We start from the raw sequence: 24776 nt of genomic DNA, 5'->3' as shown, positions 1-24776 counted from the left end.
CCTGAATCAGTGAACGTGCTGGACATCCTGCTGCTGCTCGCCGCCGTCTGGTTCGCGGTCGTCGGCTACCGCCAGGGCTTCGTGGTCGGCATCCTGTCCGTGATCGGCTTCCTCGGCGGCGGCCTCGCCGCCGTCTATCTGCTCCCGGTCGTCTGGGACGCCCTGACGGACAACGCGGAGGTGAGTACGACCGCCGCCGTCGTCGCGGTCGTCGTCGTCATCGTCTGCGCCTCCGTCGGCCAGGCCCTGACCACCCACCTGGGCAACAGGCTGCGCCGGTACATCACCTGGTCGCCGGCGCGTGCCCTGGACGCCACCGGCGGCGCGCTGGTCAACGTCGTCGCCATGCTCCTGGTCGCCTGGCTGATCGGTTCGGCCCTCGCCGGCACCACACTGCCGACGCTCGGCAAGGAGGTCCGCAGCTCCAAGGTGCTGCTCGGCGTCTCCCGGGCACTGCCCGTGCAGGCCGACAACTGGTTCGCGGACTTCTCCTCCGTCCTCGCGCAGAACGGCTTCCCGCAGGTCTTCAGCCCGTTCTCCAACGAGCCGATCACGAACGTCCAGCCGCCCGACCCGGCCCTCGCGGGCAGCCCCGTCGCCACCCGCGCCAAGCGTTCCATCGTCAAGGTGGTGGGCACGGCGACCGGTTGCGGCAAGGTCCTGGAGGGCACCGGCTTCGTCTTCGCCGAGCGCCGCGTGATGACCAACGCCCACGTCGTGGGGGGCGTCGACGAGCCCACCGTCCAGATAGGCGGTGAGGGCCGCAGGTACGACGCCACGGTCGTCCTCTACGACTGGCGGCGCGACATCGCCGTCCTCGACGTCCCCGAACTGAGGGCGCCTGCCCTGCGGTTCGCGGACGAGGACGCGAGCCGGGACGACGGCGCGATCGTCGCCGGCTTCCCGGAGAACGGGGCGTACGACGTGCGCGCCGCGCGCGTGCGCGGGCGCATCACGGCCAGCGGCCCGGACATCTACCACCGCGACACCGTCCGCCGCGACGTCTACTCGCTCTTCGCCACGGTCCGTCAGGGCAACTCCGGCGGCCCGCTGCTGACGCCCGAGGGCGAGGTCTACGGCGTGGTCTTCGCCAAGTCCCTCGACGACCCGGACACCGGCTACGCCCTCACCGTGGACGAGATCCGCGAGGACATCGCCGAGGGCCGCGCCGCGAACCAGCAGGTGGACAGCGACAGCTGCGCTCTCTAGAAGCCCGGCGGCGCGGTCGGAGCCCGTGGGGTACGGGGCTCAGCCGCGTGGATGGCGCAGGCGTACGGAGACCCAGCGGGCCCGGCGGCGCAGAATGTGCGGAATGCCCACGCGTAGGTCCGCGCCCGCCAGTTGCGGGGCGCCGCCTCGGCGGTGGGTGCTCGCGCCGCTCGTGGAGCGGCCGTCGCGTGCTACGTCACTGTAGTCGTGCGTCCAGCCCATACCCGGACGTGTGCCCCCGCGCCAAGGTCGATAACCGCTTCCGGGGCCCCCAATTGGCCTATGCGCCGGGCAAGTGGCCGTTCATAGGACAAGCGTTCCGGTTCGGGTGCGGAGTGCGTCCGTTCGGTCACCGATCGGGTTCGGGATCCTTCAGCCAGTTGATCAGTTCGGTGGAGAACGTGGCCGGATCCTCTTCGTGCGGGAAGTGGCCGAGCCCGTCGAACAGCCGCCAGCGGTAGGGCGCTTCGACGTACTGACCGGATCCCGCCGCGCTCCGCGTCCGCATCACCGGGTCCAGCGAACCGTGCAGATGCAGCGTCGGCACCCGCACCGGCCGCTTCATGCGGCGGTAGAACTGGACGCCGTCGGGACGGGCCAGCGAGCGGACCAGCCAGCGGTACGGCTCGACGGAGCAGTGCGCCGTGGACGGGATGCACATCGCCCGGCGGTAGGCCTCCACCGCCTCCTCGTCCGCGGGCCGCGGTCCCGACCAGTCGCGGATCAGCCGGCCGACCAGCGCTCCGCCGTCCGCGGTCAGCTGCCGCTCCGGGATCCAGGGACGCTGGAAACCCCAGATGTACGAGCCCGCCCGCGTCTGCCGGACGTCCCCGAGCATGGCCGAGCGCCAGCGCCTCGGGTGCGGCATCGACGAGACCGCGAGCCGCCGCACGAGCTTGGGCCGCATCGCCGCGGCCGTCCAGGCCAGATAACCGCCCAGGTCGTGGCCTACCAGCGCGGCGTCCGGCTCGCCGAGCGAGCGGATCACGCCGGTGACGTCCAGGGCGAGGCCCGCGGGGTCGTAGCCGCGCGGGGTGCGGTCGCTGCCGCCGACACCGCGCAGGTCCATCGCGACGGCCCGGAAACCGGCGTCGGCCAGCGCCGTCAGCTGATGCCGCCAGGTCCACCAGAACTGCGGGAAGCCGTGCAGCAGCAGCACCAGTGGTCCGTCGCCGAGCTCGGCGATGTGGAAGCGGGCGCCGTTGGCGGCGACGTCCCGGTGGATCACTTCGCGTCCGCCGGGGATACCGAGCCGTACGACCGAGGTGGGTTGCGCCGATGGAGTGGCGGGGTCCGTCATGAGGACGAGCGTGCCACAGCCTCGATGGCCCCGGGAGACCGGTCGGCGGGCAGTTCCGCGCGCGGGTGCGGCTTGGCGTTCTGCAGGACGCCGGCCGACTGCTTCACCGAGGCGGCGACCTTCTGCGGGCCGCGGCCCTTCTTGGCCTTCTTGGCGAAGCTGACGCCGATCAGGGCGAGGAGGCCGGCGATCAGGACGTTGGCCGCGAAGGACAGCAGGAAGCAGACCGCGAGGTTCCAGCCGCTCCAGGTACGGATGCCGTAGGCCAGGGCGAAGTTCAGCATCGGCAGCGAGAACACCAGGAGCAGGCCCGCCAGCGAGAAGGCGCCGCCGCTGGTCGCCCCGCGCTTGACGTCCTGCCGCAGCTGCGCCTTGGCCAGCGCGATCTCGTCGTGCACCAGCGCCGACAATTCGGTGGTCGCCGAGGCGAACAGCTGGCCGATGCTGCGTTCGGCGCCGACCGGGCTGCCGTCGGGTGCGCTCATCGCGGTCTCCCTCTTCTGCTGGCTCTTCTGCGTACGGTCCGCGGCGGTCGTCGTCTTCTGTCCGACTGCGAACGGTCCCGTCTTTTGTACCGTCTCGTCAGATCATGCCGGACCGTCGCCCTGATCGCCTGCCCCGCCCGGCACTTCCGCAAGCCGGGCCGCCCGCTTCTCCTCGGCGATCCGCCGGTGCTCGGCGGCCTTCCGCTCGTGGATGGCCGCCATGCGCAGGTGGTACTCCGGGTCGTCCTCCTCGTAGATGTCCGGCACGCCGCTGAGGTCCTCGTCGCGCTCCTCGGCCTCGTTCATGCGGCGGTACTTGGCGTTGCGGAGCTTCAGCAGCACCGTCGCCAGGACCGCCGCGATCAGCGAACCGGACAGTACGGCGGCCTTGATCTCGCCGGTCAGCGCCGCGTCGCCCTCGAAGGCCAGCTCGCCGATGAGCAGCGAGACGGTGAACCCGATGCCCGCCAGGGACGCCACGGCGAACACGTCGGCCCAGGCCAGGTCGTCACTGAGCGAGGCCCTGGTGAAGCGGGCGGTGAGCCAGGTGCCGCCGAAGATGCCGAGCGTCTTGCCGACGACGAGACCGAGCACGACGCCGAGCGTCTCCGGCCTGGTGAACACGTCGGCCAGCGCACCGCCCGAGAGCGACACGCCCGCGCTGAACAGGGCGAACAGCGGCACGGCGAGGCCGGCCGACAGCGGGCGCACGAGGTGCTCGATGTGCTCGCCCGGGGAGTGCCGCTCGCCCTCGCGGGTGTGGCAGCGCAGCATCAGGCCCATGGCGACGCCCGCGATGGTGGCGTGGACGCCGCTGTTGTACATCAGGCCCCAGACGACCAGGGCGAGCGGGACGTACACGTACCAGCCGCGTACGCCCTTGCGCAGCAGCAGCCAGAAGACGCCGAGGCCGGCGGCCGCGCCGCCGAGCGCGGCGAAGTTCAGGCTGTCGGTGAAGAAGACGGCGATGATCAGGATCGCGAACAGGTCGTCGACGACGGCGAGCGTCAGCAGGAAGGCGCGCAGGGCGCTGGGCAGGGACGTGCCGATGACGGCGAGCACGGCGAGCGCGAAGGCGATGTCGGTGGCGGTGGGCACGGCCCAGCCGGCCAGGGAGCCGCCGCCCGCGGTGTTGGTGAGCGTGTAGACGAGTGCCGGTACGGCCATGCCGCACAGGGCCGCCACCACCGGCAGCGCGGCCGCCTTCGGGTCCTTGAGGTCGCCAGCGACCAGCTCCCGCTTGAGCTCGATGCCGGCGACGAAGAAGAAGACGGCCAGCAGTCCGTCCGCCGCCCAGTGCGCGACGGACAGGTTCAGGCCGAGGGAGCCGGGGCCGAGGTGGAAGTGGCTGACGCTCTCGTAGCTGTCGCGCAGTGCCGGGATGTTCGCCCAGGCCAGCGCGGCGACCGCGGCGAGAAGCAGCAGGACGCCGCCGACCGTCTCGGTGCGCAGCGCGTCGGCGACATACGTCCGCTCAGGGAGGGACAGCCGGCCGAAGAGCTTACGGGGGGGACGGGGCGTGGACACGGGAGGACCTCCGGTCGATGGGCAGCACGGAACACATGCCGACCAGACTTCCCGGCGCACCTATGAGGATCTTGTTGTCGCTTGTCGCTTGTCGCTTGTCGCTCGGTGGGTCTCTGAGCTCCGTGACACCTGAGAGCTCTGTGACCCTGACGCGTTATTTAGCATATCTAACGGGTGGCTCCGGTGCGAGCGGGCTGGTGCCCGCACCCGGGCCGCCCCGTGCCGGAGGGCACCCGGCGGATCTCTCGCCGGGTGCCCTCCGGACGGCTGCTTCAGTCCTGTGGGGTTTCAGTCCTGTGGGGTTCAGTCCTCGCTCGACGAGGACGGGAGCTTGGCCTGGATGAGGTCCATGACCGTGGAGTCGGTCAGGGTCGTCACGTCACCGAGCCGGCGGTTCTCCGCGACGTCGCGGAGCAGGCGGCGCATGATCTTGCCGGAGCGGGTCTTGGGCAGCTCAGCCACCGGCAGGATCCGCTTGGGCTTGGCGATCGGCCCGAGGGTGGCGCCGACGTGGTTGCGCAGCTCGGCGACCAGGTCGTCGGTCTCGGTGGCAGTGCCGCGCAGGATCACGAACGCCGCGATCGCCTGGCCGGTCGTCTCGTCGGCCGCGCCGACCACGGCCGCCTCGGCGACCGACGGGTGGGAGACGAGGGCCGACTCGACCTCGGTGGTGGAGATGTTGTGCCCGGACACGAGCATCACGTCGTCCACGCGGCCGAGCAGCCAGATGTCGCCGTCGTCGTCCTTCTTGGCGCCGTCCCCGGCGAAGTACTTGCCCTCGAACCGCGACCAGTACGTGTCGATGAACCGCTGGTCGTCGCCCCAGACGGTGCGCAGCATCGACGGCCACGGCTCGGTGAGGACCAGGTAGCCGCCACCGCCGTTCGGCACCTCGTTCGCCTCGTCGTCGACGACGGTGGCGCTGATGCCGGGCAGCGGGCGCTGGGCGGAGCCCGGCTTGGCGGCGGTGACGCCGGGCAGCGGCGAGATCATCATCGCGCCGGTCTCGGTCTGCCACCAGGTGTCGACGACGGGGGTGGCGTCCGCGCCGATGGTCTTCCGGTACCAGATCCACGCCTCGGGGTTGATCGGCTCGCCCACCGAGCCGAGGATGCGCAGGGAGGACAGGTCGAACTTCGCGGGGATGTCGTCGCCCCACTTCATGAACGTCCGGATCGCGGTGGGCGCGGTGTAGAGGATCGTCACGCCGTACTTCTGCACGATCTCCCAGAAGCGGCCCTGGTGCGGGGTGTCCGGGGTGCCCTCGTACATGACCTGCGTCGCGCCGTTGGCGAGCGGGCCGTAGACGATGTACGAGTGGCCGGTGACCCAGCCGACGTCGGCGGTGCACCAGTAGACGTCGGTCTCCGGCTTCAGGTCGAAGACCGCCCAGTGCGTGTACGCCGTCTGCGTGAGGTAGCCGCCGGAGGTGTGCAGGATGCCCTTGGGCTTGCCCGTCGTACCGGACGTGTACAGGATGAACAGCGGGTTCTCGGCGTCGAACGCCTCCGGCGCGTGCTCGGCGGACTGCCGGTCGACGGTCTCGTGCCACCACTTGTCGCGGGAGTCGTCCCAGGCGACGTCCTGTCCGGTGCGGCGGACGACGAGGACGTGCTCGACGTTGCCGGCGCGCGCGACCGCCTCGTCGACGGCGGGCTTGAGGGCGGAGGGCTTGCCGCGCCGGTAGCCGCCGTCGGCGGTGATGACGACGCGGGCGTCGGCGTCCTGGATGCGGGTCGCGAGCGCGTCGGAGGAGAAGCCGCCGAAGACGACCGAGTGGGCGGCACCGATCCGGGCGCAGGCCAGCATGGCGATCGCCGTCTCCGGGATCATCGGCATGTAGACGGCGACCCGGTCGCCCTTGCGCACACCCAGCTCCAGCAGGGCGTTGGCGGCCCTGGAGACCTCGTCCTTGAGCTGGGCGTAGGTGAGGGCGCGGCTGTCGCCGGGCTCGCCCTCGAAGTGGATGGCGACGCGGTCGCCGTGGCCGGCCTCCACGTGCCGGTCGACGCAGTTGTAGGCGACGTTGAGCTTGCCGTCCTTGAACCACTTGGCGAACGGCGGGTTCGACCAGTCGAGGGTCTCGGTCGGCTCCTGCGCCCAGGTCAGTCGGCGGGCCTGCTCGGCCCAGAAGCCGAGCCTGTCAGCCTTGGCCTGTTCGTACGCCTCTGCCGTGACGTTGGCGTGGGCGGCCAGGTCGGCGGGCGGCGTGAAGCGTCGCTCTTCCTTCAGAAGATTGGCCAAGCTGTCATTGCTCACGACATCTCCCTTTCTCAGGGTTGTCCGATGTGTCCCAGGCCACACCTCATCAGACCCAAGGGGCCGATGACAAGGGTCGACGGGCAATTGGTTTAGACCTGTTGGGGTCGTCCGTCGTCCGTCGGCCACTGGCTTTCACCGTCTTCGTGGTCCGTGGTCACTCGTACCCACGGGCGCCGGCGGCGCGGGGTTCAGCGCGTGTAACGCCCCTCACACTCCGCGCCTGCCGGCGCCCCGTGAATCAGGCGGTCAGGTCCACCTCCCGCACCGGCTCGAACAGCCCGTCACCGGTGAGCAGGTAGGCCTGGGCCTCGCCGACGTGGAAATACATGCCGTGCAGCTCCAGCTCCCCGCTGCGCAGTGCCCGCGACACCGAGCCGTGGGCACGCAGGTGCTCCAGCTGCTGGACCACGTTGGTCAGGCAGAGCCGCTCGGCCGCGTCGGCGGGACGGCGTCCGGCCAGCCGGGGTCCGGCCTCCGTGTCCTCGTCCTCGTCCGCCGGCAGACGCCGCAGGCTGGGCAGGCCGTGCCGCAGCCACCGCTCCAGCGGCGTCCGCGTGCCGCCGGCTCCGGCGTCGAGCAGCGCCTGCACGGCGCCGCAGCCGGAGTGGCCGCACACCGTGACGGAGCGCACCTTCAGCACGTCCACCGCGTACTCGACAGCGGCGGCCACCGAGTCGTCGCCGCTCTCCTCGCCGGGCGGCGGCACGAGGTTGCCCACGTTGCGCACGACGAAGAGGTCACCGGGGCCACTGGACGTGATCATCGAGGTGACCAGCCGGGAGTCGGCGCAGGTGAGGAACAGCTGTGAGGGCCGCTGCCCCTCGCGCGCCAGCCGGGCCAGCTCGTCGCGCACCAACGGGGCGGTGTTGCGCTGGAACGCGCTGATGCCGCGCACCAGCTCCCGCGTGCCGGCCCCGGCCGCACCGCCGGGGCCGGCGGACCCGCGGTGCTCCCCGGGATCACCGGCTCCGCCGTGCTCATGGGGGCCGTCGTCATCGAGGCACCCGCCCGGGGCCGTCGCTCCGGTACGGCCGCCCGTCCCGTCCGGCCCGAGGAGCCCGTCGGCTCCGTGCTCTCCGTCGGCTCCGCGCTCTTTGCCGGCTCCCTGCGTTCCGCCGGCCGTGCCCGCCGGGGCGCCGGGCTGCCGGTCGTCACCGGGCTGCCGGTGGCTACCCGGTGAGGGGGCGGGCGCGCTCTGCGGGCGTGCGCACTGGTGGTTGCGCCAGGGGGTCCAGGGGCGGCAGCGGCAACCGGCCGTCTCGGCCGGCTCGGAGAGACGCAGGTCAGGCCCGCGGCCGGTGACGTCGACCGAACCACCGTGCGCGGTGTGCGTCTTCTGCCAGTCCTGCAGCGCCTCGTACGCCGCGTGGTCCATGAACGACCCGTCCAGCTCCACGACGGCGTCGGCCCCGTGCGGCACCTGGTGCAGGACCCTGCTGAGCCGCGGCACCGCGAGGAACGTCAACTGGCCCCGCACCTGTACGTGATGGACCCCGTCTCTCTCGACGTGGGTGAAACGGGTGCGGGTGAGCCGGCGCAGGGCCACCCCGACGGCCACGGCGATGCCGAGCCCGACACCCTCCAGCACCCCGAAGCACACCACGCCGCAGGTGGTGACCGCGTAGACCAGGACCTCACGGTGGCGGGTCACCGTACGGATGTGGTTCAGGGACACCATCTTGAGGCCGACGGCCATGACCAGGGCGGCGAGCGAGGCGAGCGGGATGAGCTCCAGCGCCGGGACCATCAGCAGGGTGGCGATCACCACGAGAACGCCGTGCAGCATGGTGGAGTTCCTGCTGACGGCGCCCGCGTGCACGTTCGCCGTACTGCGCACGGCCACACCGGCGACGGGCAGGCCGCCGAGCGCACCGGAGACGACGTTGGCCGCGCCCTGGCCGAGCAGTTCGCGGTCCAGGTCGGAACGTCCCACGCGGGCTGCCGGTCCCGGCCGGGCGGCGACGAGCTTGTCCACCGCCACCGCGCCGAGCAGGGACTGCACGCTGCACACGAGCGTGGTGGTGAGGACGGCGGCGACGAGGCCGAGCACCGGTCCGTCGGGCAGCGCGGCCAGGGCGTGGCTGCTCCAGGACGGCAGGTCCACCTTGGGCAGCCGCAACCCGGCGAGGGCCGCGACCGCGGTGGCACCGGCGACGGCGATCAGGGCGGCGGGGAGCTTGCCCAGCAACTGCCCGCCCCGGCCCGGGATGCGGGGCCAGAGCAGCAGCAGGGTCAGGGTCAGCACGCTCACCGCCAGGTCGGCGGGGCGCAGATTCGCCAACTGGGCGGGCAGCGCCCGCAGGTTGTCGGGGACCGAGCTCTGCGGGGTGCCGCCGAGGACGATGTGCAGCTGGGCGACGGCGATGGTGACACCGATGCCGGCGAGCATGCCGTGCACGATGGCCGGGCTGACGGCGAGGGCGTTGCGCGCCACGCGCAGGCAGCCCAGGCCCAGTTGGGCGAGCCCGGCGAGAACGGTGATGGCGCAGGTCGTACGCCATCCGTAGCGCTGGATGAGGTCGGCGGTGACCACCGTGAGTCCGGCGGCGGGACCGCTGACCTGGAGGGGGCACCCGCCGAGCCACCCGGTGACGATCCCGCCCACGGCGGCGGCGACGAGACCGGCCTGGAGCGGGGCACCGGTGGCGAGGGCGATGCCCAGGGAGAGGGGCAGGGCGATCAGGAAGACCGCGATCGACGCCGAGACGTCGGCGCCCGCGACGCGGAAACGCCGGGGGCGCCCGGGTGGCGGGCTGTGGGCCGGATGGACGTGCTCGGGCCGGGCCGAATCGGCGCGGGCGGGGACGCAGGCTGACATGTTTCCCGTCTCCTTCGGGGCTGCGCGGTCACGGTCAGGGAATGGGCCCCCGTGGCGGGGGTGCGGGCGCGGCCGTGGGCCACGGCGTACAGCGGCGGGATGCTCGGCGCCCGATGAATGCGCTCAGTAAAGAGATGGTAATTCGCAGTAAAGGGGTGGCATAGACTTATCGCGCAAATGGAGTAGTGCGCTGCTCAAGCGAGTGAATCGGTCTTTTCATCGGCTTGTCGTATTAATTCCTTCTCGGTCCCGTGCCACTTTGTCGGCGCTGACGGCACGACCCGGTACAGCACCCCGACATCGCCCTCGTCGGCGTTGGCCCGAGAGAAGGAAGAAGGTGGGCGGAACATGGCCGCCACCCACAGGATCGCCACGCGCACCGTCATCGCCGCCGTCTGCGCCGCGTCGCTCGCCGGCTGCGCGATGGGAACCAGCGGCAGCCCTTCCGGCGAAGGGACACAGGGCCCGGAGAAGGAGAAGGGAAAAGCGGCGCCGGCGCCCAAGAACGCGGTACGGCTGATCGGCGACGGGTCGACGGCGTACACCGGCGCGCAGCCGCACCTGCCCCGGCCCGAGCGCCTGAAGCCGGGACAGAAACCCCCGCAGTTCGTGGTGTTCTCCTGGGACGGGGCGGGGGAGGACAGCCAGAAGCTGTTCTCCCACTTCCGCAGGGTGGCCAAGGAGAACAACGCCACCATGACGTACTTCCTGAGCGGCGTGTACATGCTGCCGAAGGAGAAGGCGGACCTGTACCAGCCGCCGCAGCACTCTCCGGGCCGCTCCGACATCGGCTTCAATGACGCGGAGGGCATCACCGCCACCGTCAGGCAGCTCCGCCAGGCGTGGCTGGAGGGCAACGAGATCGGCACCCACTTCAACGGGCACTTCTGCGGTGCCGGGGGCGGGGTCGGCGAGTGGTCGGTCGAGGAGTGGAAGAGCGAGATCCGCCAGGCCAAGCAGTTCGTGAAGACCTGGAAGACCAACACCGGGCTGAAGAACACCGCGCCGCTGCCCTTCGACTACGACAAGGAGCTGATCGGCGCCCGCACCCCGTGCCTGGAGGGCCAGGAGAACTTCATGAGGGCGGCGAGCCAGATGGGCTTCCGCTACGACAGCAGCGGCGTGAACGACCAGGTCTGGCCGAAGAAGAAGCACGGTCTGTGGGACCTGTCGATGCAGCTCGTGCCCTTCCCCGGGCACACCTACGAGCAGCTCACGATGGACTACAACTACATGGTCAACCAGTCGGGGACCACCACCCAGGGTGATCCCGCCAAACACGAGTTCTGGGGCGACCAGATGCGCGACAGCCTGCTCCAGGGCTTCGAGCGCGCCTATGAGGGCAACCGGGCGCCGTTGATCATCGGCAACCACTTCGAGTCCTGGAACGGCGGCACCTACATGCGGGCCGTAGAGGAGGTCGTCGAGAAGGTGTGCACGAAGAAGGAGGTGCGCTGCGTCTCCTTCCGGCAGCTCGCGGACTGGCTGGACGCCCAGGACCCGAAGGTTCTGAAGAAGCTGCGCACCCTGGGCGTCGGTCAGGCGCCCGAGAAGGGGTGGGCGTCCTTCCTGTCGGCCGCCCCCGCTCCGGCTCCCAAGGGCGTGCCCGGAGCGCCGGCGGCCAGGCAGTAGGCCGTCGGCCCGCCCGCCGAGCCGACGGCCGGGCCGCCTGCGGACACCGAGCGCCGGGCGGTACGGCCCGGTGCTCGGTGTCCGGCCGTACCCGCGGGCCGCGACGGTGCCGCGGCCGGCCGCGGATGCCCCGGACGGCCGTCAGGCCGGGGCGACGATCCCTTCGCCCAGGACGAACCCGGGATCGATCTGCGCCGCCAGGTCCGCCCCGGTCCGCTCGTTGGCCCAGCTCCGCGCGTTCCTCAGGTGGAAGTGCACCATCTGCTGCGTGTAGCGCTCCCAGTCCCGCCGCTCGTACGTCGCGTCCGCGGCCGTGTGCAGGGCCCGCAGCGCCTGGCGGTTGGCGTCCTCCAGGAGCTCGAACCGCGGGGGGCGGCCCTTCTCCATGGCGCGTACCCAGTCCGAATGCCCGACGGTCATCAGCAGATCGTCCCCGACCTGCTCGCGCAGGAAGTCGAGGTCGTCCGGCCCCTGCACCTTGTTGCCGACGACCTTCAGCGCGACGCCGAAGTCGCGGGCGTACTCCTTGTACTGGCGGTAGACGGAGACTCCCTTGCGGGTCGGTTCGGCGACGAGGAACGTCATGTCGAAGCGGGTGAACATGCCGGAGGCGAACGAGTCCGAGCCGGCCGTCATGTCGACCACGACGTACTCGTCACGGCCGTCGACCAGGTGGTTCAGGCACAGCTCGACCGCGCCCGTCTTGGAGTGGTAGCAGGCGACCCCCAGGTCGGCGTCCGTGAAGGGTCCGGTGACCATCAGACGCACGGTGCCGCCGTCGAGCTCCACCGGCCTGGCGCAGGCCTCGTAGACCGGGTTGTCCTCGCGCACCCGCAGCAGACGCGAGCCCTCACCGGGCGGCGTCGTCTTGATCATCTGGTCGGCGGAGGCGATGCGCGGATTGGTGCCGCGCAGATGTTCCTTGATCAGCGGCAGGTGGTCGCCCATGGCGGGCAGGGCGGCCGCCTCCGCCTCGTCGAGACCCAGCGCGGCTCCCAGGTGCTGGTTGATGTCGGCGTCGATCGCGATGACGGGGGCACCTGCGGCGGCGAGGTGGCGGACGAAGAGGGAGGACAGGGTGGTCTTGCCGCTGCCGCCCTTCCCGACGAAAGCAATTTTCATGTTCACCAAGCGTAGTGACTCAATGGCGGTGTGTGTCCATCGAGTGCTGGAGCACGTGAAGAAGACCACTCATTCGTGGGGTGTGCCGCCGGGATGCGTAGGGTCGTACCCATGAGTACGACAGGCGCGACCGCCGATCCGCTCGCGGCGCTGGGCTCGTTGCCCGGCGTGGCCGAGTCCGTGGAGTCCGTACGCAAGGCCGTGGACCGGGTCTACGGCCACCGGATCATGCGGCGACGCAGCAACGAGATCACCTCCGAGGCGGCGCTGCGCGGTGCCCGGGGTTCGGCGGCGCTGTCCGGCGCGGACTGGGCGCTGGAAGAGGTGCGCCGACGGACCGACTTCAGTGGCGACGAGGAGGCGCGCGCGGTGGGGGCGGCCCTGCGGCTGACCGCCGAGGCGGGACAGCTGCTGTCCATCTGGCGCCAGTCCCCGCTGCGGGTGCTGGCCCGCCTGCACCTGGTGGCGGCCGCCGACAAGGCCGATCAGGTGGGGCGGCCGCGCCAGGGGGGCGAACCGGTGGACGAGCCCCTCGTCGAGCTGCCGCTGCCGGACGCCGCGGAGACGCACGGACGCCTGGACGGCCTGGCCGGGCTGGTCATCGCCGGGGGCTCCGCCCCCGCCCTGGTCACGGCCGCCGTCGTGCACGGTGAGCTGCTGGCGCTGCGCCCCTTCACCTCCCACAACGGCCTGGTCGCGCGCGCGGCCGAGCGGATCGTCCTGGTCGGCAGCGGCCTGGACCCGAAGTCGGTCTGCCCGGCGGAGGTCGGACACGCCGAGCTGGGGCGAGCGGCCTACCTGGCGGCCCTGGACGGATACGTCTCCGGCACGCCCGAGGGCATGGCCGCCTGGATCGCCCACTGCGGCAGGGCGGTGGAGCTGGGTGCGCGCGAGTCGACGGCGGTGTGCGAGGCGCTCCAGCGCGGAGCGGCGTGATCGCCGCCGAAGCCCGGCAGCGGCACGCACACCACGACGAAATGCGGCGGTACGAGTTCTCGTACCGCCGCTGGCATGCTCACCGGGTTACCAAGCGTCCTCGATATATGCCCATCAGGCCGGGACTTTGCCCGCCACCTGGTGCGGCTGGCCCGTAATCGACGGGTCGACGTCGCGTGGGTGCCCGGTGTTCATGCTCGGTCCGTGGGGCCAAATGCGTGGAAAAGGCGATCCTTTCGGATGTCCTTGGTCTCGCGGGCCGTTGATTCCTTTGTACTCCTGACCGGCGGCAAGCGGAAGTCCTCGCCGCACTTCTTTGCTTCTGCGGTCGAACACGGGTGAAAGGGACCGGGTCAGGCCACTGCCGTCCGACGGCGGCTCGCGTACCAGACGAGCCCCGCGGCCGCCGCCGCGGCGCCTATCGCGGCGGCGGCGACGAGGGTGGGGCGCGGCGGTACGGAGAAGCCGGGGACCCGCTGCTTGAGCCGCACGGGCCGGTGGAAGTCGAGAATCGGCCAATCGCGTGCGAGCGCTTCACGGCGCAGCGCCCGGTCCGGGTTCACGGCGTGCGGATGACCGACCGCCTCCAGCATCGGCAGATCGGTCGCCGAGTCGCTGTACGCGTAGCAGCGTCCGAGGTCGTAGCCCTCGGACGCGGCCAGCTCCCGGATCGCCTCCGCCTTGGTCGGCCCGTACGCGTAGTACTCCACCTCGCCGGTGAAGCAGCCGTCGTCGCCCACGACCATGCGGGTGGCCACCACGCGGTCCGCGCCGAGCAGGTCGCCGATCGGTTCGACGACTTCGGCGCCCGACGTGGAGACGATCACGACGTCGCGGCCGGCGGTGTGGTGCTCCTCGATCAGGGAAGCGGCCTCGTCGTAGATGATCGGGTCGATCAGGTCGTGCAGTGTCTCGGCGACGAGCTCCTTGACCAGCTGGACGTTCCAGCCGCGGCACAGCGCGGACAGGTACTCGCGCATCCGCTCCATCTGATCGTGGTCGGCGCCGCCCGCGAGGAAGACGAACTGGGCGTATGCGGTACGCAGGACGGCCCTGCGGTTGATCAGTCCGCCTTGGTAGAACGACTTGCTGAAGGTGAGCGTGCTCGACTTCGCAATGACCGTCTTGTCCAGGTCGAAGAAGGCCGCGGTACGGGGCCGTGAGTGGTTTTCCACGACCCCGAGCATAGGCGCAGCCCATTCGGCGTAAGGTGGGGCGTGTGGGTTTGCCTGAGAGGCCTCTCGGGTACACCATGGAAGTCACGGATCGTTCGCGACCGTGCTAACCCGGTCCGACTCCTCCCCCCCCGAGTCGGCCGTGGAGACGACCCCCGCTCTCCCCCCCGGCGGGGGTCGTCGCATGTCCGGGTGGGTTTTCCTCTCCTGATGGTGATGCGGGCGCCACGCGCGCGCCGACGCGCGGGTGGGGATGTCATGGGCATGACCTGTAACTGTGGGTAACGCCCGGAATGCGCTGCGGGAGTCGCGCGGGGGCGGGCCGAGAGCGTTCGGGATGCACCGGTATGGGCGACGGCGATATTCACAACCGCCTTGTTGTCCACAGTTATCAACCAAGATCCACAAGATTTCACAGATCGCCCCATCGTCATTGCACAAGCGTCCGGCCACCTCGCCGGCCGACGGCCGGTTCTGTTTCCGCTTCTTCACACAGAGGGAAATCGCGGGACCCCGGCGGCCGCGAGCAGGGCGGACGCGAAAGCACCGGAAGAAGCCCGGACAAGCGATGAAGGGGATCTCCCATGACCGGAACCGTCACGCACGACCCGCCGCCCGCGGCGGGAGGGCGGCAGAGCGGACCACTGATCGTCACCGAGGACACCGAACTCCTCGACGACCTGCTGCGCCTGTGCGCGGCCGCGGGCGCCACACCCGTGGTGCACCACTCCGTGCCCCGGGAGCCCACGGCGCCCGGACACGGGGGCTGGGAGGCGGCGCCGCTCGTCCTGGTGGGCGACGACGTCGCGAGACGCGTACGGGGGGCGGCGCGTCGGCGCGGAGTGGTGCTGGTCGGCCGTGACCAGGACGACTCCGGGATCTGGCAGAGGGCCGTCGAGATCGGCGCCGACCACGTCCTGATGCTGCCCGACGGCGAACAGTGGCTGGTCGACCGCATCGCCGACGTCGCGGAGGGCGTCGGCCCGCCCGCCCTCACCGTGGGCGTCATCGGCGGCCGGGGCGGGGCCGGAGCGTCGACACTGGCCTGCGCGCTCGCCGTCACCTCCGCGCGCCGGGGACTGCGCAGTCTGCTGGTGGACGCCGACCCGCTGGGCGGCGGCCTCGACGTCCTGCTCGGAGGGGAGACGACCGACGGGCTGAGGTGGCCCGCGTTCGCGGCCTCGCGCGGACGGGTCGCGGGGAGCGCCCTGGAGGAGTCACTGCCCGAGCTGCACTCGCTGCGCGTGCTCAGCTGGGACCGCGGGGACTGCGTCACCGTGCCGCCCCAGGCCGTACGCGCGGTGCTCGCCGCAGCGCGGCGCAGGGGCGGCACGGTCGTCGTCGACCTGCCACGGCGGATCGACGACGGCGTCGCCGAGATCCTCGCCCAGATCGACGTCGGGCTCCTCGTCGTACCGGCCGAACTGCGCGCCGTCGCGGCGGCCGGGCGGGTGGCCTCCGCGGTCGGCATGGTCCTGGGCGACCTGCGGATCGCCGTACGGGGTCCCTACGCGCCGGGGCTCGACGACCGCGAGGTGGCCCGGCTGCTCGGACTGCCTCTGGCCGGTGAGGTGCCCGTCGAGTCCGGGCTGCTGCGCGCGGCCGAGGGGAAGCGGCCACCTGGTGCCGCCGGACGCGGGCCGTTGGCGCGCTTCTGCGGGGAGTTCTGGGAGCGGGCGCTCATGGCGCAGACGGGCGGTGCGGCATGAGGACGCCGGAGTGCGGGGGCAAGGCCGTGGGCGGTGACAGGGTGCCGCCGGACACGGGGAGGCGGGCCGCCGGGGTGGCTCGTGGTCCGGCCGGGTGGTTCTCGGCGCCGACCGCGCCGACGGGCGGGGCCTGCGAGTCTTCCGGGCAGGGCACGTCCGCGGCCGTGGTGGCGGCTCCCGTGCGGCTGAGTCTTTCCGGGGCGTGCCCCGGAGCGTGGGCGGAAGTGCCTCTGGGGACCGCGTCCGGGCGGGGTGCCGGGGGGACGGGCCCGGAGGCGTCCCTCGGGCGGCCTGCGGAGCCGGGGCCGGTGGAGCCCCTCGGGACACCGGTGCCCTCCGGGGCGGCTGCCGGGGGACCCGCGAAGGCGGTTCCCGGCCGGGGCACGGGGCCGGAAGCCGGACACGCGCGGAAGGCGTGGTCGGCCGGCGAAGCGGCCCGGGGTCGGCCGGCGTGGGCGGCAGATGAAGAGGCTCGCGGACGGAAGGCGCGGGTGGTCGCGGGAACGGAGTCCGCGCAGCCGGACGGGACGGCCGTCGGGTCGTGCGCGAGGACGCCGGTGAGCACGGCGGCCCAGGTCGCGGGAGCCTCTTCGGAGCGGTTCGCGAGGGCGGGCTCCCAGGCGGCCTCCGGGCCCGCGTCGCCGCAGGGCCCGCCGACGGCTCCCGGGCCGATGCGGCCGGTTCCCGGAGCCCTCCTGGGGCCGGTTTCAGCGGCGGCGGGCCGGGTGCCGGGGACGGATGTGGGCACCGGGGCCGTGACGGTTTCGGGAAAGAGGCCGGCCGTGACCGCGAGCGCGATCTCCGGTGCGGCCCCGGGAAGGGGACTCGCGGCACTCCCGCGGGGCGACTCCGGAAGGGCCGCCGGTTCCGTCTCCGGGCTGCTCGACGGAGTACGGCGGTGGCTCGCGGAGAGCGGGGCGGAGCCGACACCCGCGAGGGTGGCGCAGGCGCTGCGCGAACAGGGCCGGGTGCTCGGGGACGCCGAGATCCTCGGTGCCGCCGAGCAGCTGCGCTCGGAACTCGTCGGCAGCGGCCCGCTGGAACCCCTGCTGGCCGACCCGTCGGTGACCGACGTGCTGGTGTCCGCCGCGGACCGGGTCTGGGTCGACCGGGGCGGCGGTCTCGAGCTCACCTCGGTCGTCTTCCCCGACGCCGGAGCGGTGCGGCGGCTCGCGCAACGGCTCGCCGCCGTCGCCGGGCGCCGGCTGGACGACGCCCGGCCCTGGGTGGACGCCCGGCTGCCCGACGGCACCCGGCTGCACGCCGTACTCCCCCCGGTCGCCGTCGACTGCACGTGTCTGTCCCTGCGCGTGGTGCGGCCGCGCGCCTTCACGCTCGACGAGCTGGCCGCGGCTGGCACGGTGCCGCCAGGTGGCGACCGGATCCTGCGGGCCCTCGTGCGGGCACGGCTTTCCTTCCTGGTCAGCGGCGGCACCGGCAGTGGGAAGACAACCCTGCTGAGCGCGTTGCTCGGGCTCGTCGGCCCTGGTGAACGCGTCGTACTGGCCGAGGACTCGGCGGAGCTGCGACCGGAGCATCCGCACGTCGTCCGGCTGGAGACCAGACCCGCCAACCAGGAGGGCGCGGGTCTCGTCACGCTCGAGGACCTGGTGCGCCAGGCGCTGCGGATGCGCCCGGACCGGCTCGTCGTCGGCGAGGTGCGCGGACCCGAGGTGGTCCATCTGCTCGCCGCTCTGAACACAGGCCACGAAGGCGGCTGCGGCACCGTGCACGCCAACGCAGCCGCCGACGTGCCCGCCCGGCTGGAGGCGCTCGGCACCGCCGCCGGGCTCGACCGGGCGGCACTGCACAGCCAGCTGGCGGCCGCGCTGTCGGTCGTCCTGCACCTGGCGCGGGACCGGGCCGGACGACGCCGGATCGCCGAGGTGCACGTACTGGAACGGGACCCGTCGGGGCTGGTGCGGACGGTGCCGGCACTGCGGTGGGGCGCGGAGGCGTTCGTGGCCGAACGCGGATGGGAGCGACTGCGGGAGCTGCTGCGCGGCGAGGAGGTCCGCACGAGGACGGCGGAGCGGACGCCGGCGGGACGGGGGTGGCCGGATGCCCGGGACCGGTGAGCTGTCGGCAGGCGCCGCCCTGGTGTGCCTGGGGACGGCGGCGTGGCTGGCGGCCGGCCGGCACACGGGAGCGCGCCGTGCGCGGATGCTGCTCGCAGGCGACGGGTCCGCCGGATCCGGACCGCCCACGATGGGCCGGGGCGTGCACCGGCTGCGCCGGCTGCGCGGCCGGCTGAGGGCCGAGTGGTGGTCCCTGGCGGGCGGGCTGGTGCTGGCGGTACTGGGTGCCTCGGTACTGCCGGTCGTCGCTGGGGCGGCGGGTGTGCCGGTGCTGCGGCGAGTGCGGCTGGCCGGCCGGGGCCGGAGGGAGCGGGAACGCCGGCAGGACGCGGTGATCACGCTGTGCGGTGCTCTCGCCGGGGAGGTACGGGCGGGACGGCAACCGGGCGAGGCACTGCTGTGCGCGGCCCACGAGTCGGAAGGGATCGGCGACGCGCAGGCGGGAGTGCTGGCGGCGGCCCGGTTCGGCGGAGATGTTCCGGCCGCTCTCACGGTCGCGGCGCGGCAGCCGGGGGCCGAGGGGCTGCTGGGGCTCGCGGCCTGCTGGCGGGTGGCCGTCGACCAGGGGGCGGGGCTGGCTGCGGGGCTCGACCGGCTGGAGGGCGCACTGCGTGCCGAACGGGACCAGCGGGCCGACCTGCGCGCCCAGTTGGCGGGCGCCCGCGCCACGGCGGTGATGCTCGCCGGCCTGCCGGTGCTGGGCCTCCTCCTCGGTGTCGCCCTCGGATCCGACCCGCTGCACGTGCTGCTGCACACCGGGGCGGGCCTGGGCTGCCTGCTGGCCGGCGCGGTGCTGGAAGGCGTCGGGGTGTGGTGGGTGAGCCGGATCGTGCGGGGAGCGGAGACGGTGACGTGAACGGGGACGTCGCCCACAGGCTGGGGACGGTGCTGGGCGCGGCACTGGCCGTCGGATGGCTGGTGGGCCTGGCCGGAGCCGTGCGAAGGGAGCGCGTGGTGCGTGGACGGCTCACGGCGCTCCTGATGCCGGGGCCGGGGCCGGGGCGGGACGCGGGCGCGCGGCGCGCCGAGGCGCTGACCGCTGTACGCGGATGGCTGCCCCTGGTGGGCACGGTGGGCGCGGGATGGGCGCTGGTCGGTGGAGCGTCCGGTGTCGTGGCGGGACTGGCCGTCGCGGCGGTGCTGTGGCACCGGTTCGTACGCCGTCCGGTCGCCGGGCCGGCCGCCGAGAAGTCCGACGCCGCCGAAGCCGCTCGCCGGCTTCCCCTGGCCGCCGACCTTCTGGCGGCGTGCATCGCCGCGGGTGCCGGCCCGGTGATCGCGGCGCAGGCCGTGGGCGACGCCCTGGGCGGGCCCGTCGGGGACGCGCTGGCGCGCGGTGCCGCGGAAGTCCGTCTCGGCGGAGAACCGGCCGATGCCTGGCGGAATCTGGCCGTGCTGCCGGACGCCGGGTCCCTGGCGCGGCTGCTGGAACGCGCCGACGTGTCCGGGCTGCCCGCGGCCGGGCCGGTCGCCCGGCTCGCCGCCCAGGCCCGCGCCGACCGGGGGCGTGTCACGACGGTCCGCGCCCGTCGGGCCGCCGTCATGGTCACCGCGCCGGTCGGGTTGTGCTTCCTGCCCGCGTTCGTCGCGGTGGGCGTACTGCCCGTGGTGATCGGCCTGGCGGGCGGAGTGCTGGCAGGCGGAGGAGGTGGATGACGGAGGAACCGGCGGATGACGGAACGGAGCATGCCGGCGTGGAGCCGGCGAGCGGGAGACCGGCGGACGAGCCGGTGAACAGCGAGAACCAACTTCACGGAGGCAGAGATGAATCAGGTGGTACGGGCACGGATGCGTGCCCTGGTGCGCAGGGCGGATACGGCACGACGGGAGGCCGTGCGGCGACGGGACGCGGGAATGGTCACCTCGGAGTACGCGATGGGCATCGTCGCGGCGGTGGCTTTCGCCGTGGTGCTCTACAAGGTGGTGACGAGCGGGGCGGTCAGCGCCGAGCTGCAGGGGATCGTGAAGCAGGCGCTCGATGCGCGGATGTGAGCGGCCGGCGGAAGGCGGAGCCCGTCGCCGCCGGCGAGCGGACGGAGGGTTCGTGACGGCGGAGACCGCCGTGGTGCTGCCGGTGCTGATGGTGTTCGCGATGGCGCTGGTGTGGGGTCTGCTCGTCGTGGCCGCGCAGATCCAGTGCGTGGACGCGGCTCGCGCCGGTGCCAGGGCGGCGGCGCGCCGGGATCCGGCCGACGCGGTCGTCGAGGTCGCCCGGGAGACGGCGCCGCGCGGAGCGCGGGTGACGGTCGGCCGGGAGGGGGACCGGGTCCGTGTCGTGGTCGAGGCCGGACCACCGGTGCTGCACGGCCTGCCCTTCGAGGTGCGGGAGGAGGCCGTGGCGGCGGTGGAGCAGCCGATGGATCCGGTGGTTGCGGGGGCGCGTCCGGCCGTGGCGGAACAGGCGGCGGAACCGGCCACGAAGCCCGCGGGCGGGACGACGGCTGGTTCGACGCCGGGACGGTCGTCGGACGCGGCGGTGGACGAGACGGAGGGTGGGCCATGAGGGGCACTCTGCCGTTCCACCGGATGGCCCGGCGGAACTTCCTCCGTGCGTTCGGCCGGGGCGCCGGCCCCGGATCCGACCGGGGGTCGGCCACCGTCTGGAGCGTCGGGGCCATCGCGGTCCTGTGCCTGGTGTTCGGCATCGTGCTGGCACTGGGACAGGCCGTCGTGGCCCGGCACCGGGCGGCCGGCGGGGCCGATCTCGCGGCGCTCGCGGCGGCCGACCACTGGGCGACGGGAGGCACGGCCGCCTGCGCCCGCGCGGACCGGATCGCACGGGCGCAGGGGACGCGGCTGGTGCGGTGCGTCCTCGCCGGCCGGATCTCGGACGTGACGGCTGCCTCGGGCCGGGGCCCCTTCAGGTCGGAGGTCCGGGCGAGAGCCGGCCCGGCGGTGCCGGCCGATCCGGTCCGAACCGGCGTTCCTCCTGCGAGGACGGGAGAGGAGGCAGGGCCTCATCTCCCTCCGCCTCCGCCCCGGCCGCACCCCGCAGCAGCACCGTGAGCAGACGAACGGCCCCCCGCTTGTGCAGCGGATCGTTGCCGTTGCCGCACTTGGGGGACTGGATGCAGGACGGGCAGCCGGCGTCGCACTCGCAGGAGGCGATGGCCTCCCGGGTGGCGGCGAGCCATGCCCGGGCTGTGCGGAAGGCGCGCTCGGCGAAGCCCGCGCCGCCGGGATGGCCGTCGTAGACGAAGACCGTCGGCAGCAGGGTGTCCGGGTGCAGGGGGACCGACACGCCGCCGATGTCCCAGCGGTCGCAGGTCGCGAACAGGGGCAGCATGCCGATCGACGCGTGCTCGGCGGCGTGCAGGGCACCACCGAGGATCTCCGGGCCGATCCGGGCCTCGTCGAGCTGGTCCTCGGTGACCGTCCACCACACCGCGCGCGTACGCAGGGTCCGGGGCGGGAGGTCGAGTTTCGTCTCGCCCAGGACCTCGCCGGTGATCAGCCGCCGGCGCAGGAAGGAGACCACTTGGTTGGTGACCTCGACGGAGCCGTGGCACAGGCGCCCGTCGCCCCACGGGACCTCGATGTCGGTCTCGAGGACGGAGACCGACGTGGTGTCGCGGGCCACCGTCGAGTACGACGGCGTGGCCTGCTCGACCAGGGCGACGGAGTCCTCCAGGTCGAGGGAGCGCACGAGATAGGTGCGGCCCTGGTGGAGGTGGACGGCGCCCTCGTGGACGGTCGTGTGGGCGGCGCCGGCGTCGACGGTGCCCAGCAGCCGGCCCGTGCCGGCCTCGACGACCTGGACCGGCTGACCGCCCTCACCGCGGATGTCGGTCAGGTCGGCGGCCCGTTCCCGGCGGGTCCAGTGCCAGGCCCGGGCCCGCCGGCGCAGCAGCTTCGCCGCCTCCAGCTGGGGGAGCAGCTCCGCACAAGCGGGGCCGAACAGCTCCAGGTCGTCCTCGGTCAGGGGCAGCTCGGCCGCGGCGGCGCACAGGTGGGGGGCGAGGACGTACGGGTTGTCGGGATCGAGGACGGTGGACTCGACGGGCTGGTCGAACAGCGCCTTTGGGTGGTGGACGAGGAAGGTGTCCAGCGGGTCGTCCCGGGCGACCAGCACCGCCAGCGCGCCCTGCCCGGACCGGCCCGCCCGCCCCGCCTGCTGCCACAGCGACGCCCGGGTGCCGGGGTACCCGGCGATGACCACGGCGTCGAGGCCGGCGATGTCGACGCCGAGTTCCAGGGCGTTCGTCGCCGCGAGACCGAGGAGCTCGCCGGAGTGCAGGGCGCGTTCCAGAGCGCGCCGCTCCTCGGGGAGGTAACCGCCCCGGTAGGCCGCGACACGCCCGGTCAGGGAACGGTCGATCTCGGCCAGGCGCTCCTGGGCGATCACCGAGATCAGCTCGGCACCGCGCCGGGAGCGTACGAAGGCGATCGAGCGCATGCCCTGCACGGTGAGACCGGTGAGCAGGTCGGCGGCCTCGGCGGTGGCGGTACGGCGGACCGGCGCGCCCTTCTCGCCCTCCAGTTCGGTAAGTGGCGGCTCCCACAGGGCGAACACCAGTTCACCACGTGGGGAGGCGTCGTCGGCGACCTCGACCACCGGCAGCCCGGTGAGCCGGCGGGCCGCCACCGAGGGCTCGGCGGCGGTGGCGGAGGCCAGCAGGAACACCGGCGACGCGCCGTAGCGGGCGCACAGTCTGCGCAGCCGGCGCAGTACCTGGGCGACGTGCGAGCCGAAGACGCCGCGATAGGTGTGGCACTCGTCGACGACGACGTATTTCAGTGCCTTCAGGAAGGAGGACCAGCGCTGGTGGGACGGCAGGATGCCGCGGTGCAGCATGTCCGGATTGGTGAGGACGTAGGTCGCGTACTGGCGGATCCACTCGCGTTCCTCGAACGGCGTGTCGCCGTCGTACACCGCGGTTCGCACGGATGTGCCCAGGGGCTGCGCGAGGTTCTTCACCGAGCGGCACTGATCGGCGGCCAGGGCTTTGGTCGGGGCCAGGTACAGGGCGGTGGCGCCGCGACCGTTCGGGGCCTCGGAGCCTTCCAGGAGCGTCGACAGGACCGGCACGAGGTAGGCCAGGGACTTGCCGGAGGCGGTGCCGGTGGCGACCACCACCGAGTCGCCGTTCAGGGCGTGTTCCGCCACTTGTGCCTGGTGGGTCCAGGGTTGTTCGATCCCCGCGGACCGCACCGCCGCCACCACTTCCGGCCGAATACGGTCCGGCCAGGGGGCATGACGGCCCGCACGCGGGGGCAAGTGCTCCGTATGAGTGATGCGCGCAGCCCGGCTCGGTCCCGCGGCGAGCCGGTCCAGGACCGTGCCCGGATCCGGGCGGGAGCCGTGTCCCGCCGGGGGTCGATCGGATCGGTGATTCTTGGCCATCGGCACCGAGTCTGTCACTGGTGTGACGGACAATGGGACCAAGGCGTCGTGCACGCCTGCCGGTAAGTGATTGAATGCCATCGCGGCTGGCGAACCGTCCTGGGGGCTTCAAGCCGAGGTGTCCCGAGGGACGACCGCTCGATAGCAAGGTGCTGGAGGATCCGTGGACCTGTCCCTGTCGACCCGTACCGTCGGCGATCGCACGGTCGTCGAGGTCGGTGGCGAAATTGACGTATACACCGCGCCCAAGCTGCGCGAGCAGCTGGTCGAGCTGGTGAACGACGGGAGTTTCCACCTCGTCGTCGACATGGAGGGCGTGGACTTCCTCGACTCCACCGGGCTCGGCGTGCTGGTCGGCGGACTGAAGCGGGTGCGTGCCCACGAGGGCTCGCTGCGCCTGGTCTGCAACCAGGAGCGCATTCTCAAGATCTTCCGTATCACCGGCCTCACCAAGGTGTTCCCCATTCACACCTCGGTCGAGGAAGCGGTGGCGGCCACCGACTGACGACCGGTTCCGGGCCGTGTGCCCGGGACGACCGAAACAATGGAGGGGCCGGGCTGTCGATGGCCCGGCCCCTCGCCAGCACGCCGTAGTCCGAGGGGGATGCATGGCCACCGTCGAACTCCGCTTCAGCGCGTTGCCCGAGCACGTTCGCACCGCTCGTCTGGTGGCGGCCGCGGTGGCGCGCAGGGCGGGAGTGGACGAGGCCGTCCTCGACGAGGTCAGGCTCGCCGTCGGCGAGGCCTGCTCCCGGGCTGTGGGCCTGCATCAGCACGTCGGCATCACGGCGCCGGTCAAGGTGTCGCTGATCGAGGAGGAGAAGCAGTTCTCCATCGAGGTCGGCGACGAGGCGCCGCACGCGGCACCGGGGGCACAGACCCCGGGCGCCGCCGTCGATGTGGAGGCCGAGGAGGACGAGATGGGCCTAGCGGTCATCAGCGGCCTCGTCGACGACGTGGAGGTCACGGCCGGCGAGGAGGGCGGACTGATCCGCATGACCTGGCCGACGGCTCCGGCGGTACTGCCGCCCGCCTGACACCGACCCGGCCGGACACCCCCGGCTTTCGAAAGGGCCCTGCCTCGCAGGGCCCTTCGTCATGTGCGCAGGACGAGAGCCGCGCTTACAGTGGTGCCGTACGGGCGGCAGGTGAATGCATTCACGATCGATCGCCCGGGCG

20 protein-coding genes and 1 pseudogene are annotated in these 24776 nt (G+C 72.6%); 12 read left to right on the top strand and 9 right to left on the bottom strand.

Annotated elements, in window-relative coordinates; all coding sequences use genetic code 11:
- Positions 1–9: 9 nt before the first annotated feature.
- Positions 10–1209, top strand: a complete 1200-nt coding sequence (locus tag ACFYOJ_RS08125; RefSeq protein WP_356551376.1) for a MarP family serine protease — start codon at positions 10–12, stop codon at positions 1207–1209.
- Positions 1210–1248: 39 nt separating this feature from the next.
- Here ACFYOJ_RS08125 and ACFYOJ_RS08120 read toward each other — a convergent pair whose 3' ends face one another.
- From ACFYOJ_RS08120 to ACFYOJ_RS08095, 6 genes are all read right to left on the bottom strand, one after another.
- Positions 1249–1431, bottom strand: a complete 183-nt coding sequence (locus tag ACFYOJ_RS08120) for a hypothetical protein (protein WP_356551374.1) — start codon at positions 1429–1431, stop codon at positions 1249–1251.
- 127 nt (positions 1432–1558) lie between these two features.
- Positions 1559–2509 carry an alpha/beta hydrolase gene (locus ACFYOJ_RS08115; protein ID WP_356551372.1) on the bottom strand — a complete coding sequence of 317 codons (951 nt, stop codon included), beginning with the start codon at positions 2507–2509 and terminating at the stop codon, positions 1559–1561.
- Positions 2506–2994 (bottom strand): phage holin family protein, encoded by a 489-nt coding sequence (locus ACFYOJ_RS08110; protein WP_356551370.1) that lies wholly within the window; start codon positions 2992–2994, stop codon positions 2506–2508. The genes ACFYOJ_RS08115 and ACFYOJ_RS08110 overlap by 4 nt, the downstream gene beginning before the upstream one ends.
- 102 nt (positions 2995–3096) lie before the next feature.
- Positions 3097–4521 (bottom strand): Na+/H+ antiporter NhaA, encoded by a 1425-nt coding sequence (gene nhaA / locus ACFYOJ_RS08105; RefSeq protein ID WP_356551369.1) that lies wholly within the window; start codon positions 4519–4521, stop codon positions 3097–3099.
- A 303-nt stretch (positions 4522–4824) separates the two neighbouring features.
- Positions 4825–6780 carry an acetate--CoA ligase gene (gene acs, locus ACFYOJ_RS08100; protein ID WP_356551367.1) on the bottom strand — a complete coding sequence of 652 codons (1956 nt, stop codon included), beginning with the start codon at positions 6778–6780 and terminating at the stop codon, positions 4825–4827.
- Positions 6781–7021: 241 nt separating this feature from the next.
- Positions 7022–9601, bottom strand: coding sequence for a SulP family inorganic anion transporter (locus tag ACFYOJ_RS08095; RefSeq protein WP_356551365.1), 2580 nt, complete (start codon positions 9599–9601; stop codon positions 7022–7024).
- Positions 9602–9949: 348 nt separating this feature from the next.
- Here ACFYOJ_RS08095 and ACFYOJ_RS08090 point away from each other — a divergent pair, with 348 nt between their 5' ends.
- On the top strand, positions 9950–11233 hold the full coding sequence (locus ACFYOJ_RS08090) for a hypothetical protein (RefSeq protein ID WP_356551363.1): 1284 nt from the start codon (positions 9950–9952) through the stop codon (positions 11231–11233).
- A 141-nt stretch (positions 11234–11374) separates the two neighbouring features.
- Here the strand turns inward: ACFYOJ_RS08090 and ACFYOJ_RS08085 are convergent, their stop codons facing one another.
- On the bottom strand, positions 11375–12355 hold the full coding sequence (locus ACFYOJ_RS08085; RefSeq protein WP_356551361.1) for an ATP-binding protein: 981 nt from the start codon (positions 12353–12355) through the stop codon (positions 11375–11377).
- 111 nt (positions 12356–12466) lie between these two features.
- Here ACFYOJ_RS08085 and ACFYOJ_RS08080 point away from each other — a divergent pair, with 111 nt between their 5' ends.
- On the top strand, positions 12467–13291 hold the full coding sequence (locus ACFYOJ_RS08080; RefSeq protein ID WP_356551359.1) for an oxidoreductase: 825 nt from the start codon (positions 12467–12469) through the stop codon (positions 13289–13291).
- A gap of 353 nt (positions 13292–13644) precedes the next feature.
- Here the strand turns inward: ACFYOJ_RS08080 and ACFYOJ_RS08075 are convergent, their stop codons facing one another.
- Positions 13645–14478 (bottom strand): HAD-IB family hydrolase, encoded by an 834-nt coding sequence (locus tag ACFYOJ_RS08075; protein ID WP_356551357.1) that lies wholly within the window; start codon positions 14476–14478, stop codon positions 13645–13647.
- A gap of 572 nt (positions 14479–15050) precedes the next feature.
- Between ACFYOJ_RS08075 and ssd the strand changes: the two genes are divergently transcribed.
- From ssd to ACFYOJ_RS08040, 7 genes and pseudogenes are all read left to right on the top strand, one after another.
- The gene (gene ssd, locus ACFYOJ_RS08070) at positions 15051–16175 is read left to right on the top strand and encodes a septum site-determining protein Ssd (RefSeq protein ID WP_356551356.1); all 1125 of its coding nucleotides are present in this window, start codon (positions 15051–15053) and stop codon (positions 16173–16175) included.
- A 671-nt stretch (positions 16176–16846) separates the two neighbouring features.
- Positions 16847–18253 (top strand): TadA family conjugal transfer-associated ATPase, encoded by a 1407-nt coding sequence (locus tag ACFYOJ_RS08065; RefSeq protein ID WP_388596435.1) that lies wholly within the window; start codon positions 16847–16849, stop codon positions 18251–18253.
- Positions 18237–19109, top strand: coding sequence for a type II secretion system F family protein (locus tag ACFYOJ_RS08060; RefSeq protein ID WP_356551354.1), 873 nt, complete (start codon positions 18237–18239; stop codon positions 19107–19109). Before ACFYOJ_RS08065 ends, ACFYOJ_RS08060 begins: the two co-directional genes overlap by 17 nt.
- The gene (locus ACFYOJ_RS08055) at positions 19106–19909 is read left to right on the top strand and encodes a type II secretion system F family protein (RefSeq protein WP_356551352.1); all 804 of its coding nucleotides are present in this window, start codon (positions 19106–19108) and stop codon (positions 19907–19909) included. The genes ACFYOJ_RS08060 and ACFYOJ_RS08055 overlap by 4 nt, the downstream gene beginning before the upstream one ends.
- A gap of 108 nt (positions 19910–20017) precedes the next feature.
- Positions 20018–20245 (top strand): DUF4244 domain-containing protein, encoded by a 228-nt coding sequence (locus ACFYOJ_RS08050; RefSeq protein WP_356551350.1) that lies wholly within the window; start codon positions 20018–20020, stop codon positions 20243–20245.
- A gap of 52 nt (positions 20246–20297) precedes the next feature.
- Positions 20298–20756: a TadE family type IV pilus minor pilin gene (locus ACFYOJ_RS08045; protein WP_388596324.1), complete on the top strand. Its 459-nt coding sequence runs from the start codon at positions 20298–20300 to the stop codon at positions 20754–20756.
- Positions 20753–21085, top strand: a pseudogene (locus ACFYOJ_RS08040) (Rv3654c family TadE-like protein); the annotation flags it as partial. The gene ACFYOJ_RS08045 and the pseudogene ACFYOJ_RS08040, both read left to right, overlap by 4 nt.
- A gap of 28 nt (positions 21086–21113) precedes the next feature.
- Here ACFYOJ_RS08040 and ACFYOJ_RS08035 read toward each other — a convergent pair.
- Positions 21114–23678 carry a DEAD/DEAH box helicase gene (locus ACFYOJ_RS08035; protein ID WP_356551346.1) on the bottom strand — a complete coding sequence of 855 codons (2565 nt, stop codon included), beginning with the start codon at positions 23676–23678 and terminating at the stop codon, positions 21114–21116.
- An 82-nt stretch (positions 23679–23760) separates the two neighbouring features.
- On the opposite strand from ACFYOJ_RS08035, the gene bldG reads away from it, so the two are divergent.
- Entirely contained in the window at positions 23761–24102 is a 342-nt protein-coding gene (gene bldG, locus ACFYOJ_RS08030) for an anti-sigma factor antagonist BldG (protein WP_003975386.1), read from the top strand.
- A 103-nt stretch (positions 24103–24205) separates the two neighbouring features.
- Positions 24206–24634, top strand: a complete 429-nt coding sequence (locus ACFYOJ_RS08025; RefSeq protein ID WP_356551344.1) for an ATP-binding protein — start codon at positions 24206–24208, stop codon at positions 24632–24634.
- The last annotated feature ends 142 nt before the right edge of the window (positions 24635–24776 follow it).

Origin of the sequence: Streptomyces sp. NPDC006384 (assembly GCF_042870695.1) — a bacterium.
Taxonomy (GTDB): Bacteria; Actinomycetota; Actinomycetes; order Streptomycetales; family Streptomycetaceae; genus Streptomyces.
This window is presented reverse-complemented; position numbering and strand designations above follow the sequence as displayed.

Bases quoted from the DNA above. Each gene is read 5' to 3' on its own strand.
- ACFYOJ_RS08120 (WP_356551374.1), bottom strand. From the start codon at position 1,431: ATGGGCTGGACGCACGACTACAGTGACGTAGCACGCGACGGCCGCTCC.
- ACFYOJ_RS08115 (WP_356551372.1), bottom strand. From the start codon at position 2,509: ATGACGGACCCCGCCACTCCATCGGCGCAACCCACCTCGGTCGTACGG.
- ACFYOJ_RS08110 (WP_356551370.1), bottom strand. From the start codon at position 2,994: ATGAGCGCACCCGACGGCAGCCCGGTCGGCGCCGAACGCAGCATCGGC.
- ACFYOJ_RS08095 (WP_356551365.1), bottom strand. From the start codon at position 9,601: ATGTCAGCCTGCGTCCCCGCCCGCGCCGATTCGGCCCGGCCCGAGCAC.
- ACFYOJ_RS08090 (WP_356551363.1), top strand. From the start codon at position 9,950: ATGGCCGCCACCCACAGGATCGCCACGCGCACCGTCATCGCCGCCGTC.
- ACFYOJ_RS08085 (WP_356551361.1), bottom strand. From the start codon at position 12,355: ATGAAAATTGCTTTCGTCGGGAAGGGCGGCAGCGGCAAGACCACCCTG.
- ACFYOJ_RS08080 (WP_356551359.1), top strand. From the start codon at position 12,467: ATGAGTACGACAGGCGCGACCGCCGATCCGCTCGCGGCGCTGGGCTCG.
- ACFYOJ_RS08075 (WP_356551357.1), bottom strand. From the start codon at position 14,478: ATGCTCGGGGTCGTGGAAAACCACTCACGGCCCCGTACCGCGGCCTTC.
- ssd (WP_356551356.1), top strand. From the start codon at position 15,051: ATGACCGGAACCGTCACGCACGACCCGCCGCCCGCGGCGGGAGGGCGG.
- ACFYOJ_RS08065 (WP_388596435.1), top strand. From the start codon at position 16,847: ATGCGGCCGGTTCCCGGAGCCCTCCTGGGGCCGGTTTCAGCGGCGGCG.
- ACFYOJ_RS08060 (WP_356551354.1), top strand. From the start codon at position 18,237: ATGCCCGGGACCGGTGAGCTGTCGGCAGGCGCCGCCCTGGTGTGCCTG.
- ACFYOJ_RS08050 (WP_356551350.1), top strand. From the start codon at position 20,018: ATGAATCAGGTGGTACGGGCACGGATGCGTGCCCTGGTGCGCAGGGCG.
- ACFYOJ_RS08035 (WP_356551346.1), bottom strand. From the start codon at position 23,678: ATGGCATTCAATCACTTACCGGCAGGCGTGCACGACGCCTTGGTCCCA.
- ACFYOJ_RS08025 (WP_356551344.1), top strand. From the start codon at position 24,206: ATGGCCACCGTCGAACTCCGCTTCAGCGCGTTGCCCGAGCACGTTCGC.